Consider the following 12765-nt stretch of genomic DNA (forward strand, 5'->3'; position numbering starts at 1 on the left):
TGGTCACGGCCGGCCCGGCCGCCGTTCCCGCAGGGCGCTGGTGCCCGGAGCGCAGCTGCTCCTCAGCTCCTCGAGTTCGGTGGCCGTCAGCTGCTTCTCGGCCGAGCCGCGGCGGCCCGTGTCGAGCCGGGCGCACGCGCCGTCCAGCCACTGCGGGGACGGCTCGACCCCGACGAACGCGGCCAGGCGCGTGAGTTCCTCGCGCGGCGCGTCGATGAGATCCTCGTAGGCGAGCGCCATGCGCTGGCCGTGCGGCAGGTCGTCGAGGAACCGGACCCCGTCGGTGATGAGTTCGGACCACAGGGTGCCGAAACGGCGCAGGGGGATGGCACGGTCTCGTACGAGCGCCGGGTCGAAGCGATCGCCGAGCAGGGGTGCGAGATCCGACGGCAGGGCCCGCACCTGTTCGGCCGTCAGGTCGGCGAAATCGTCGACACCCGTCCGTTCCCGGATCTCACGCATCAAGGTGATCACGCGGTATCCGGGATGGCGGCTCATGGACAGGGCGCAGTCCGGCCCGTCCCGGAAGAGGTGCACGAACTTCGCGTACGGGAAGGCCGCGCGCAGCCCCGGTGCCCACCCCGTCGAGTAGCCGGAACGCTCCACGACGTGGGAGCGGCCGAACCGTCCGCCGAGCCACGCGAAGAGCGCCTCATGGTGTGCCGCGGCGGTGCGGTCGGGCCAGCCGAGCACCACCGCACGGATCTCGTCGAGCAGACCGTCGGGGTCGTCGGTGAGGTGGGGCAGCACCATGAGGGAGAGCGCCGGGATGCCCGTGGTATCGGCCGCATACCGGCCCGGCCTGCGGGTGTAGAGGAATTCCGGCATCAGCACCCCGCTGCGGATCATGCCCGCGAAGTACGGAGTGGGCCGGTACAGGGCCTCCCAGAACTCCGCTCCCGACACGGAGCCCTCCGGGAAGGCGGCGTCTCCGATCGACGCCATGTACTCGTTGAGGCTGAGCACGTCGGGGTGGCTGTTGAGGATGCCCGACAGCGCGGTGGAGCCACTTCTGCCCGTTCCGATGACGAAGGTCAGACTGCGCAAGGTCACTTCCTGTCCGGGTCCGGTTCTTCGAATGTGTAGCCGTACAACAGGATCAGTTTGACCGTCTCCAGGGCCAGCAGGCGGTCCGTCTCCTGCTCCTCGTGTGTCAGATCCGCGTAGGGCACCAGCAGCGGATGGGTGCGCCGGCGGTCGCTGCGGCGACGGCCGTACCGCCAGCCCTCCGCCAGGCGCTGCCGCGCCCAGTTGTCGTGCGCGTGCTCCGCCAGGACTTCGACGAGCGCGTGCAGGCTCTCGGGGACCTCCACACCGTCGGTCTTCGCCGGATGGGGCGCCCAATTCCCCTCTCCAGTGCTGTGGGTGTCGCGCCTGCGGAATTTCATCCGGCCCTCCTCGGCGGGCTCGGCCACGCCCGTCGGATCGCTTCGACGAGCAGCGTGGCAGCGGCATCGGAGGCGTACGCCTTCCACAGTTTGTCCTGGTCCGGACGGGGCGAACCGGCCCCCGCACCGGCTGTGGCCGTACCGGCCACCCCGCACACCAGCGAGACGGGGACATGGGTGCGGCCGGCGCGGCGGACCTGGGTGATGGCCCCCGCCGCGTCGGAGCCGTCGAGCTCCACCGCGGCCAGCTCGGGCCAGGTGGCGAGCAGCGGGCGCAGCGCCGGGTCCGCACTGCCGCCGACAGGGGCGCCGCCCGAGGCGACGGCGCCGACGAGGATGCCGGGCCCGCCCTCCCGAAGCGGCACGGCGGGCGCCTGTTCGTAGATGCTCGCCGCCCAGGAGGCGTGGTTGAGGTGCATGCTCTCACCCAGGGCCATGATCCCCTCGTGGGCCAGGTGGCTGCGGTCGGTGCGCGGCACACAGGTCTGGTCGAGCTCGTCGAGGGTGTAGCCGTGGACGCGGCTGGAGATCACGACATCGCCCGGCGCCAGATTCGCCGCGAGCCCGCAGCAGACACCGACGAAGACCACCGCCGCCGGCCGCCACTCCTCGATCGTGGCGGCGAACGCGGCCCCCACGCCGTCCGGGCCGCCCCAGGGCTCGGTCAGCACCAGTTCGTACGCGGTACTGCGGCCGACCGCCTCGACCCCGGCCCGCAGCCAGGTGCGACCGGCGCCGCGCCGCACATCCTCCACACGCGCACCGACGGTCTCCACATGCCGGCGCACCGCCTGATGCGCCTCGGGCAGGAGGCTGATGACGGCGATGTCGGCGTGCCGCCCGGCCACGGCACCGCCCGGCGCCACGGAGCGCCCGGGATCCAGACGCTCCCGGAGCCTGCGGCGCTCGACGAACTCGCGGTCGACGTCCCGGCCGATGACGGAGACCTGCTCGTCGCGGCTCAGCAGATCGACGGACCGCCCCTGGAAGCTGACCTGCCCGGCGACCCCGGCCTCCAGAAAGTACGGCAGGATCACCAACTGGCCATCCGCACGCAGCCGTTCGGCGATGCGGTACTCCTCCCGGCAGTACTTGCTGTCCCAGTAGCGCTGGCTGATCAACGGGACGAAGACGCGGCACGCCGCGACGTTCGCCGACAGCTGGCTGTGCCAGTCCGCGCCGAGCTCGATGGAGTTGCGGCGCAGATAGTGGAAGTAGGGGAGGTTGTGCAGTTCGAAGGCGCGGCACACCTGCTGCGCGAGGGCGTTGTCCTCGAAGGCGTTGCTGAGGAAGACGCTGCCTTCGGCGCGGCCCAGGCTGCGGAAGTAGCCGAGGCCCTCCTCGTACGTCTCGAATTCGAGGCGCGGCCGGTAGAAGCGGTCCACCAGTTCCTGGAGCCGGCCCTCGAGCTGCTCGGGGTGGCTCCAGTACACGGCGATGCGGTCGGCCTGCTCGACGGCCCGCAGGGCGGCGCCGCTCAGCAGCGGCGACGGACGGGGCACGTAACTCCCGTCCGGCGGCTCGTGGATGAGCTTGAGCGTGGGGACGAACCGGCCGTGCAGCAGGGGGAAGACCCACTCCGCGGCGCGGGGCGAGGCCACGTCGAGGATGACGAAGTCGCAGGCGTCGACCGCGAGCAGGAACTCGAACACGTCCTGGAAGTCCAGCGGGATCTCCCGTGACGCGTATCCCGCGAGGGCGATCGATTCGCGGATGTGCGGCAGGGCGGCGCGGTACGCCGGATCGTCCGGCAGGATCAGCCCGACCGTGCCGATCAGCCCCTTGGCCGTATGGCCCTCCGGTCCACTGCGTGCGGCCAACCGCGCGATGGCGGGCCGCAGTTCGTCCGGGTCCGGCAGACGGCGCCGGTTGAAGACGATGCGCTGCTCGTCGGCGACCGGGAAGAAGCCGGCCGAGACGCCGTTCTCCATGAAGACCAGGCGCGGCTTCCTCGCCTGAAGGGCCAGGTCGTGCTCGTGGACCATGAACGGCGAGGCCCGGTACCGTCGTTCCTCCTCGCGACGGGTCACCACCCCCACCAGGCAGGCGCTCTGCCGCATCAGCAGTTCGAGGTGGGTGGGGGACAGCGGATTGGTCTTCGGGTCGACGGCGAACGTGAAGCCCTCGTCCCAGAAGACATCCCAGAAGTATTCGTTCAGCTCCCGGTCCTCTGCCCAGTAGCTGTGGCTGAAATAGGCCGGGATACGGGCCTGTTGACTGATGCGGCTACTGCCGGACATGTTCCTTTCCCTCCCCGTTTCCGGCGCGGAGTACACCATGGGCGCACGGGGGTCGAGGACGCTCGTGAACCGCTCACGCGCCCTGCCGCCGTACGGTTCCCCACGACCCCGCGTGGCTAGACTGGAGCATGCCTTCGTCGCACGCGCCGCGTCCGCTCATCGCTGTGATCGGCAGCGTGGACCCGGGCCGTACGTTCGCCCACCCGCTCGTCGCGGCACACCTCGCGCCCGAGGCCTGCCGCCGGCTGGGCGCGGAGCTCGCCCGCGCGGGATGCGATGTCGCGGTCTTCTCCAGCAGCCCGGAGTACATCGAGACCGACGTCGTACGCGGGTACGCGGACGCCTGCACCGAGGCGCTGCCGGGCCGGGTGGCCGCGTACCCGCCGCGCCACCGTGACGTGGACTTCGGTCTTTCGCCGCGCGCGCACGTGCGGGTGGAGATCCTGCGGGACACCAGCGGCGAGTGGGAAGTCGCCTTCTACCGCACGCTCTTGGTGTGTGACGGGGTCCTGCTGATGGGCGGGGGGCAGTCCACCAGGGTGGCGGGGATCGTCGCCCTGTCGCAGCGGCTGCCGCTGGTCCCGGTCGCGGCCTTCGGCGGCGGGGCGGGCCAGGTGTGGGTCAACTTCGACCGGGTGCGCAACGACGCGGACGACGCCGACATCCGCCTCATGGGCGACAACTGGTCCTCGGACTCCGCCGCCCGGCTCGTCGCCTGCCTGCAACGCCAGCGCGAGCGGAAGCTGCGGCGCCTCGCGGAGGCCGAGAGCGAGCAGCGCGCGGCGACACGGCGAGCGTCGACCGGGATGGCCGCGGCAGCCGTCTGCCTGATGACGGCGCTGACCGGTCTGGTGACGGCCAGTCCGCCGCGCCCGGCTCGCGTGCAGGACCTGGTGGTCCTGGTGGGCGCCCCGCTGGTGGCCGCGGCGGCGGGCGCCATCATCCGGAATTCGTTCGAGGGCGACGGGCGGTGGGGCCGGGCGTCGGTGCGGGGGCTGGGCGCGGGCCTGGTCTCGGTCATGCTGTACTTCGCCTCCCAGCTTCTCAGCGTGCCCACGCTCCTCGACGCCCTCGACGTGCGCCGTCTGCTGTTCTTCACCATCCCGCTCGGCTTCACGGCGGGCTTCACCTTCGACCTCGTCTTCGAACGCCTCCGCGAGGGGGCGGTGGGCCCGCCGGCCCCGCCGCCCCCGGACCCGATGGCGCCGGGGACGGCGGCACCGCCCGGGCCGGGGGCGCCCGGAGTGCGGGAGTAAGCGGAGCGCGGGAGTGAGCGGACCCGTCCGCCCGCGGGAGGCCTACTTCTCCCAGCCCACCGTCTCCGGCAGTGGGTTGTGGAAGATGGTCGCCCCCACGTTCGCCAGGCCCTTCCTGACGCTGTACGTCGACGGGCCGCTGAACATCGGAAGCCGGGCGTAGTCCTTGAAGGCCTTCTGCTCGACCTTGTTCGCGGCCGCTGCCTGCTTGGCAGGGTCGGCGATGTCCGACGTGGCGCGGATCTCCTTGTCGAGCGCCGGAGACCCGGCCCCCGTGAGGTTGGAGTCGCGGTCGGAGCAGTACATCTCGCACAGGTAGCGGGCCCCGTACGGGTCCATGGAGCGGTTGCCCGAGAGGAACAGGTCGAACTTCCGTTCGCTGAGGATGCTGGAGAAGTCCGCGTCGTCGGCCTTCTTGACGGTGAGGCGTACACCGACCGGCTTCAGCATCGCGGTGAGGGCGCCGGCGGTGGCCTTGTCCAGCGGGTCGTCGCCCAGCAGCGTGTAACCGACCTCCAGCTTCTTGCCGCCCTTCTCCCGTATCCCGTCGCCGCCGGGCTTCCAGCCCGCCGCGTCGAGGTCCTTCTTCGCCCGGTCGGGCCCGTACTTGAGAACGGCCGAGACGTTGTCCTCGTACCCCTTCTGGAAGCTGTAGAGCAGGCCGGAGCCGGGCAGCGGCTCCTTGTAGTCGAGGCCCTGGAACTGGATCCTCGCGATCTGGCTACGGTCGATGCTCTCCTGGATCGCCTTGCGCACCGCCCTCTCCCCGAGGACCGAGGACTTGGTGTTGAAGTAGAGCGAGTACACGAACGGGCTGCCGCCGCTGCGGATCTCGGTGCCCTTGACGCCCTTCACCTGCTTCAGGCTCTCGGCGTCGACCGCGGAGACATAGTCGAGCTGGCCGTTCTTGAAGGCGTTGACCGCCGAGGTCGACTCCAGGTTCACGTAGACGCGCTTGTCGAGCTTGCCCTTCCTGCCCCACCACTTCGGGTTGCGTACGAAGGTGATGTTGCCCGAGTGGGTGTCCCACTTACCGACGGTGTACGGGCCCGCGCCCCACTCGGGGTGCGCCTTCTTCACGTACGCCTTGTTGAAATTGTCGACCTTCGCGGCCTTCGGGTGCAGGAACGTGGAGAACAGGCTCGGCCAGGAGGCGTTGACGCCCTTGAAGGTGATGACGGCCTGCTTGTCGTCCTTGCCCCGCGCGACCTCGGTGATCTGGTCGTAGCCGTCCGTGGTCGAGGCCGCGTAGTCCTTGTCGGAACCGTTGTTGGCCTTCCAGGTGGCCTGGATCGCGGTCCAGTCGATCGGAGTTCCGTCGTTGAAGGTGGCCTTCTTGTTGATCGTCAGGACGACCTTCTGGTTGCCGCCCTTCACGGACACCTTCACATCGCTGATGTAGTCCGGGTTGTACCGCACTTCACCGGTCGGCGAGAAGGTGATCGCGTTCGCGTTGTACCAGGACCACACCCGGGACGCCGTCAGAGTGCTGTTGACGTTGAACGGGTTGCCCTGCTCGTCGAACGTCCCCGCCGTCGTGTAGGTCCCGCCGTCCTTGAGCCTGTCGTACGCCGTCGGGTTGTAGTCGGCGACCCCCGACGCGGCGGACGGGGTGCCCTTCCCGCCTGCCGCGTCGGGCCCGGACGAGGACTGGCACGCGGTGGCGGTGACGGAGATGGCTGCTATGAGGGCGACGGACAGGGCCAGTCTTGCGCGCATGGAAAGGCGTCCTTGAGTTGAGAGTTGAGAGTGGGTGGGGGATGGGATGGGAGTGGGAGTCGGTCACGCGGCGTGGCAGGCGTACGCGTGGCCCGGCTGTCCCGGCACCGGCCTGGGCGCGGGGTGCTCCGTGCGGCAGCGCGCCCGGACGTCGTCGTCGGCCAGGCGGTACAAGGGGCAGCGGTCGATGAACACGCAGCCGCTCGGCAGGTTCGTGGCGCTGGGCTGCTCGCCCTTCAGGACGATCCGCTCGCGGGTGCGCTCGCGCTCCGGGTCGGGGACGGGGATCGCCGACAGCAGCGCCCGTGTGTAGGGGTGCTTCGGGTCGGAGAAGAGCGTCTCCGTGTCGCCGGTCTCGACGATGTGTCCCAGGTACATCACCGCGATGCGGTCGCAGATGTAGCGGACCACGGCGAGGTCGTGCGCGACCATGAGATAGGCGAGGCCCAACTCCCGCTTGAGCCTGCCGAGCAGGTTGATCACCCCGGCCTGGACCGATACGTCCAGGGCGGAGAGCGGTTCGTCGAGGGCGAGCAGTTTCGGGTCCGTGGCCAGCGCGCGGGCGATGCCGACGCGCTGGCGCTGGCCACCCGAGAGCGCGGCGGGGAAGCGGTCGCGCACCGCGGGGTCGAGACCGACGAGCGTCAGCAGTTCGTGGACGCGCGAGCGGATCGCGGCGCGGTCGCGGCCGATGGCTTGCAGGGGTTCGGCGAGGAGCTGGTGGACGGTGAGGCGCGGGTCCAGGGCGCCGAGCGGGTCCTGCATGACGATCTGTACGTCGTGGCGCAGGGTGCGTGGGCGACTGGTGCCGGCGTCGGCCGTGGTACTGGGCGCGGCTTTGGCAGCGGCACCGGCGTCCGTGGCTGGCGGCGCGCCGACCTCCCTCCCCGCGATCTCTATGCGGCCGCCCTCCGGCCGTCTGAGCCGCAGGACCTCCATCAGCGTCGTCGTCTTGCCGCTGCCCGACTCGCCCACCAGGCCCAGCGTCTCCCCGGTGCGCAGTTCGAAGCTGACGCCGTTGACCGCGTGCAGTGTGCCGACCCGGCGTTTGACGAACGCGCCCTTGGTGACGGGGAAGGTCTTGACGAGGTCCTCGACACGCAGCACAACATCGCCATCGGAGTCACAGTCGTCATCGGCATCGCCGAGCTCGGTGCTCGCCGTGCCCGTCCGCCAGTCGGCGGGTGCGGCACCCGCGGCCGGGTCCAGTGTGCCGTCGGCGATCTCGGCCGCGCGCAGGCACGCCACATCTCCGTGCCCCGTGACATGGCGCAGCTCCGGCTCATCGGCGTGGCACGCGTCGAGGGCGAGGGCGCAGCGGCTCGCGAAGGGGCAGCCGTCCGGCAGGCCCGCGAGGGCGGGCGGCTCGCCGCCGATGGGGACGAGGGGGCGGCGTACCCCGCCGTCCACGGTCGGCACCGCGGCGAGGAGCCGCGCGGTGTACGGCATCGTCGGCCGACGGAAGAGGGAGCGCACGTCCGTCTTCTCCACGAAGCGGCCCGCGTACATGACCGCGACGTCGTCCGCGTGGCCGGCCACGACGCCGAGGTCGTGGGTGATGAGGACGAGTCCGGCGCCGGTCTCCCGCTGCGCGAGGCGCAGGACGTCGAGGATCTGCGCCTGCACGGTGACATCGAGCGCGGTGGTGGGCTCGTCGGCCACGAGGACGCTCGGCCGGTTGGCGATCGCCAGGGCGATGACCACGCGCTGACGCATGCCGCCGGAGAACTCGTGGGGGAAGGCAGAGGCGCGGTTGCGGGGATCGGGGATGCCGACGAGGTCGAGCAGTTCGACGGCCTGCTCCCGGGCCGCCTTCTTGGACAGGTCCTGGTGGACCCGCAGCGCGTCGGAGAGCAGTCTGCCCACGGAGAAGATGGGGGTGAGCGCGGACAGGGGGTCCTGGAAGACCATGCCGATGGATTTTCCCCGTACGCGCGAAAGGGCCCGGTCGTCGAGGCCGATCAGGTCCTGACCGCCGAGCAGCACCTGACCGCGCAGGTCGGCGGTGGGTGGCAGCAGGCCCATGATGCCCATCGCGGTGGCCGACTTGCCCGATCCGGACTCGCCGACGATGCCGAGGGTGCGGCCCGGCAGCAGGTCGAAGCTGACGCCGCGCACCGCCTCGACGGGCCCCGCCTCGGAGGGGAAGGAGACGCGCAGGTCGCGTACGGAGAGCACGGGGGCGGCGCCGGCGGAGGAGGCCTCGGTGTCGCGCTGGGGGGTGGTGGTGAGTGTCATCGTCGGCCTCCCGCCGCGCCGGTCACAGAGGTGGGGTCGAGGGCGTCGCGCAGCCCGTCGCCGATGAAGGTCATCGAGACGGTGAGCAGGACGACGAGACCCGCGGGGAAGGCGAAGAGCCATGGAGCGCTGGTGACGGTGGTCGCTCCGTCGGCGAGCATCGTGCCGAGGGAGACGTCCGGGGTCCGGACGCCGAAGCCGAGGAACGACAGCGCGGTTTCGCTGAGTACGGTCGCGACGACGCCGAGCGTCAGGTTGACGATGAGCAGGGAGCTGAGGTTGGGGATGATGTGGCGCAGGATGATGCGCAGGGGACGTACGCCCATGAACTCCGCTGCCGTCACGTAGTCCCGTTCGCGCAGTGAGGTCGACACGGACCAGATGACGCGGGCGGTGGACATCCAGCCGAACACGGTGAGGACGACGATGAGGACGCGCCAGTCACCGGCAAGGCGGTTGGATACCAGGGCGAGGATGAGGAACGAGGGGACGATCAGCAGGAAGTGGATGACGGCGAGTGTCAGCCTCTCCACGCGGCCGCCGAAGTAGGCGGCGCTGGAGCCGATGACCGCGGCGACGACGACCGTCAGGACGGACACACTCACGGCGATCACCAGCGAGCGGCGCAGTCCGTGCACCGCACTGGCGTAGATGTCGTTGCCGCCCTGGTTGGTGCCGAACCAGTGCGCGTCGCTCGGCGGCTGGGTGAGGGCGGTGAAGTCGGCGTCGGTGTGGGTGTAGGACGTGAACAGGCCGCCGAAGACGCTGAACAGCACGAGCAGCGCGAAGATCACGACGCCGCCGACGGCGAGGCGGTTGCGCAGGAAGCGCCGCAGGTAGAGCCGGCCGCGCCCGAGCTCCGCGTGCGCCTTGCCGGTCGCGGCATCGGTCACTGTCGTCGTGTTGGTCACTTTCGTCGTGTCGGTCAGGGGCTTCGTGTCGGTCACGGGTGCCATGTCAGTTCACCCGCACTCTCGGGTCGAGGAAGACGGTGGCGATGTCCGCGAGGATCGCGCCGATCGCGGTGAGCACCGCGGCGAACGCGGCGGTCGCGACCGTGCCGTGCACGTCGTTCTTGCTGATGGTCTGGATGAAGTAGCGGCCCATGCCGTTCCAGCCGAAGATCGTCTCGGTGATGACGGCTCCGGTGAAGATGGCCGGCACGCTGAATGCCACGGAGGCCGCCGTCGGGATCAGCGCGGCGCGCAGCGCGTGCCTGCGGACGGCCTGGGCGCGGGTGAGGCCGGTGGCCTGGGCGGTGCGCACGAAGTCGGCGTTGATCGTGTCGAGCAGCAGCGAACGCTGCGTCAGGTGGTAGCCGACGTAACCCATCAGCGTCAGGGTGAGCGTCGGCAGGAGCAGGTGGAGGAGACGGTCGCCGATCGTCGGGAGCAGCCCCTCGACGTCGGGGGAGTTCTCCCCGGCGACGTAGAGGAAGTCGAGGCCGGCGTGCTCGTTGAGCCAGATGGCGACGAAGACGACGGCGAGTGCGGCGACGGAGGTGGGGACGTTGCACACCGCGATGGAGATGGCTTGCGAGACGCGGTCGGCCAGGCCGTACTGGCGCGCGGCGGTGTAGACGGCGAGCGCGACACCGATCACGACGGACAGGATGGTCGCCGTGATGACCAGCTGGGCGCTGACCAGCGCGCGGTAGCCCACCTCGCCGTTGACGGAGACGCCGGTCGGCGACTTCCCCCAGTCGAAGTGGAGGGTCACGGAGGTGAGCCAGTTCCACCACCGGTGCACCAGCGGCTCGCCGGGGTCGAGGTGGTACGGGGCGAGGGCCCGCGAGATCTGTGCCTCGGTGCGGGCGGGGCGCAGCTCCTTGAAGTTCGATCGGGGGTCCAGGAACCAACTGGACAGGAAGTACGTCGCGTTGGTCGCGACCACGATCATCAAGAGCCAGCCGCCCGCCTTGCGCATCACATAACGCACGGGGCGGTCCACCCCCTCACCGCATGTGTGAGGTGCGCCGGGACGGCGTCGGAGAGACAGGTCGAGTGCATGGGTGGTGGAGCTTTCTGCCTGCGTACGGGTAGGGAACGGTGCCGCGAAGGGGCGAATGTCAGCTTGGTCCGTACTGGGCGCTCGCGCCAGGTTGTGCCCGGTTCCGCCATGAGCTCGCAATGCTGTCGTCGAGCCCGCAACATTGCGGTAGGGCTCGCAATGCGGCCGCAACAAAATGATCTTCGTTGAGCCGGCCTGGCCGCCGGACGGCGGCGCAACTGCGTGGGACTCGTGAAGAGTTGGCCCTGGATCTTCAGGATTCGGTCACGAGCGCGGAAAACTCTGAGGCTCGCTCGGCATTTCGAACAGACCGGGCGCCGACCCCACGATGGGAGACCGATCAACGATGTTCAGTCTGGTACGGAGCAGAGCGCGGACGGCCGCGCTCGCCCTCTCGGCCGTCGCGGCCCTCGCCTTCGGCACCACCGCCACGACCGGCGCGGCAGCGGCCCCCGCTCCCGCCCCTGCCCCCGTCCCCGCAGCCGCGAAGCAGGGGCCGACCTCGGTGGCGTACGTCGAGGTGAACGACAACAGCATGCGCAACGTCGGCAAATACACCCTCGCCAACGGCGGTGACAACGTTTTCGACGTCGCCGTGATCTTCGCAGCGAACATCAACTACGACACGACCAAGAAGGCGGCGTACCTGCACTTCAACGAGAACGTCCAGCGCGTCCTCGACAACGCCGACACCGAGATACGGCCGCTCCAGGAGAAGGGCATCAAGGTCGTCCTCTCGGTGCTCGGCAACCACCAAGGCGCGGGCTTCGCCAACTTCCCCACCAAGGCGGCGGCTTCCGCCTTCGCGAAGCAGCTCTCGGGCACCGTGTCCAAGTACGGCCTCGACGGCATCGACTTCGACGACGAGTACGCCGAGTACGGCAACAACGGCACCGGCCAGCCCAACGCCAGCTCGTTCGTCCACCTGGTGACGGCGCTCCGCGCGAACATGCCGAACAAGATCATCAGCCTCTACAACATCGGCCCGTCCGCCTCGCGCCTCTCCTACGGCGGCGTCGACATCTCCTCCAAGTTCGACTACGCCTGGAACCCGTACTACGGCACCTGGCAGGTCCCGCGCATCGCCCTGCCCAAGTCGAAGCTGTCGCCCGCGGCCGTGGAGATCGGCCGGACCGCGCAGAGCACCTCCGCCGCCCTCGCCCGCCGCACCGTCGCCGAGGGGTACGGCGTCTATCTGACGTACAACCTCGACGGCTCCGACCGCAGCGCCGACGTCTCCGCGTTCACCAGGGAGCTGTACGGCAGCAACGCCGTCTACACGCCGTAAACCGTCCTCGCGGCCCGCGCTCCGACAACGATGTCGGGGCGCGGGCCGCAGGGCCCGAGGCGTCCCCTCAACTACGGGACTTCTCTCAGTCGAGGGCGTCCCGCCGTGCCGTCCCCCACTCCCACATGCTGCGCACCACTGGTTCGAGCGCCCGGCCCTGGCTCGTCAGGCTGTAGCGGACGCGGGGAGGCCAGCCCGGCGTGCGGTGCCGCTCGATGACGCCCGCACCGGTCAACTGGGTCAGCCGTTCGGAGAGAACCTTGTCCGAGAGAGCGGGCAGGGCGGCGGACAGTTCGGAGTACGTGGCCTGACCGCGGCGCAGGAACTCGCGGAGCAGCAGCGGCGTCCACCGGCCGGCCAGCGCGGCGAGGGTGATGTCGACAGGGCACCGCGGCTCGTGGCCCGGCGGGACGAGTGCACTGTCCGGACAGTCCGCCAGCGGACCGCCCTGGTCATCCGGCGCGACGTGTCCAACCGTTTGGTGAGTCACGAAGGCCCCTCCTAACGTCCGTCGAGAACACCCCACCAGCTTGCCTCTAGGGGGCCTTGTGCGTATTCACCACCTCAACTGCGGTTCTCTCAGGAAGATTCCACCACTGGGAGCACTGGAAGCGCCGGCAGCAGAG

General features: G+C 70.1%; 10 protein-coding genes. 2 read left to right on the forward strand and 8 right to left on the reverse strand.

What is annotated here, in order from left to right; genetic code table 11:
• Positions 1-3: 3 nt before the first annotated feature.
• From ACZ4Z4_RS35580 to ACZ4Z4_RS35590, 3 genes are read right to left on the reverse strand one after another with little or no spacing between them, the layout of a single operon-like run.
• Positions 4-1053 (reverse strand): sulfotransferase, encoded by a 1050-nt coding sequence (locus tag ACZ4Z4_RS35580; protein WP_468337018.1) that lies wholly within the window; start codon positions 1051-1053, stop codon positions 4-6.
• Complete coding sequence (locus ACZ4Z4_RS35585; RefSeq protein WP_468337021.1) at positions 1050-1388, reverse strand: RyR domain-containing protein; 339 nt, start codon at positions 1386-1388, stop codon at positions 1050-1052. The genes ACZ4Z4_RS35580 and ACZ4Z4_RS35585 overlap by 4 nt, the downstream gene beginning before the upstream one ends.
• Positions 1385-3628, reverse strand: coding sequence for a TIR domain-containing protein (locus tag ACZ4Z4_RS35590; protein WP_468337024.1), 2244 nt, complete (start codon positions 3626-3628; stop codon positions 1385-1387). The genes ACZ4Z4_RS35585 and ACZ4Z4_RS35590 overlap by 4 nt, the downstream gene beginning before the upstream one ends.
• A gap of 128 nt (positions 3629-3756) precedes the next feature.
• Between ACZ4Z4_RS35590 and ACZ4Z4_RS35595 the strand changes: the two genes are divergently transcribed.
• The gene (locus ACZ4Z4_RS35595) at positions 3757-4884 is read left to right on the forward strand and encodes a hypothetical protein (protein ID WP_468337027.1); all 1128 of its coding nucleotides are present in this window, start codon (positions 3757-3759) and stop codon (positions 4882-4884) included.
• A 42-nt stretch (positions 4885-4926) separates the two neighbouring features.
• Here the strand turns inward: ACZ4Z4_RS35595 and ACZ4Z4_RS35600 are convergent, their stop codons facing one another.
• From ACZ4Z4_RS35600 to ACZ4Z4_RS35615, 4 genes are all read right to left on the reverse strand, one after another.
• Positions 4927-6603, reverse strand: a complete 1677-nt coding sequence (locus tag ACZ4Z4_RS35600) for an ABC transporter family substrate-binding protein (RefSeq protein WP_468337030.1) — start codon at positions 6601-6603, stop codon at positions 4927-4929.
• A 63-nt stretch (positions 6604-6666) separates the two neighbouring features.
• Positions 6667-8841, reverse strand: a complete 2175-nt coding sequence (locus tag ACZ4Z4_RS35605; RefSeq protein ID WP_468337033.1) for a dipeptide ABC transporter ATP-binding protein — start codon at positions 8839-8841, stop codon at positions 6667-6669.
• Entirely contained in the window at positions 8838-9734 is an 897-nt protein-coding gene (locus tag ACZ4Z4_RS35610; RefSeq protein WP_468337199.1) for an ABC transporter permease, read from the reverse strand. Before ACZ4Z4_RS35610 ends, ACZ4Z4_RS35605 begins: the two co-directional genes overlap by 4 nt.
• A gap of 64 nt (positions 9735-9798) precedes the next feature.
• Positions 9799-10767 (reverse strand): ABC transporter permease, encoded by a 969-nt coding sequence (locus tag ACZ4Z4_RS35615; protein WP_468337202.1) that lies wholly within the window; start codon positions 10765-10767, stop codon positions 9799-9801.
• A gap of 430 nt (positions 10768-11197) precedes the next feature.
• On the opposite strand from ACZ4Z4_RS35615, the gene ACZ4Z4_RS35620 reads away from it, so the two are divergent.
• Entirely contained in the window at positions 11198-12139 is a 942-nt protein-coding gene (locus ACZ4Z4_RS35620) for an endo-beta-N-acetylglucosaminidase H (protein ID WP_468337036.1), read from the forward strand.
• Between the two features lie 85 nt (positions 12140-12224).
• Here the strand turns inward: ACZ4Z4_RS35620 and ACZ4Z4_RS35625 are convergent, their stop codons facing one another.
• Positions 12225-12629 carry a winged helix-turn-helix transcriptional regulator gene (locus ACZ4Z4_RS35625; RefSeq protein WP_468337038.1) on the reverse strand — a complete coding sequence of 135 codons (405 nt, stop codon included), beginning with the start codon at positions 12627-12629 and terminating at the stop codon, positions 12225-12227.
• Positions 12630-12765 lie beyond the last annotated feature (136 nt).

This window comes from Streptomyces sp. NPDC030245, from assembly GCF_055572995.1.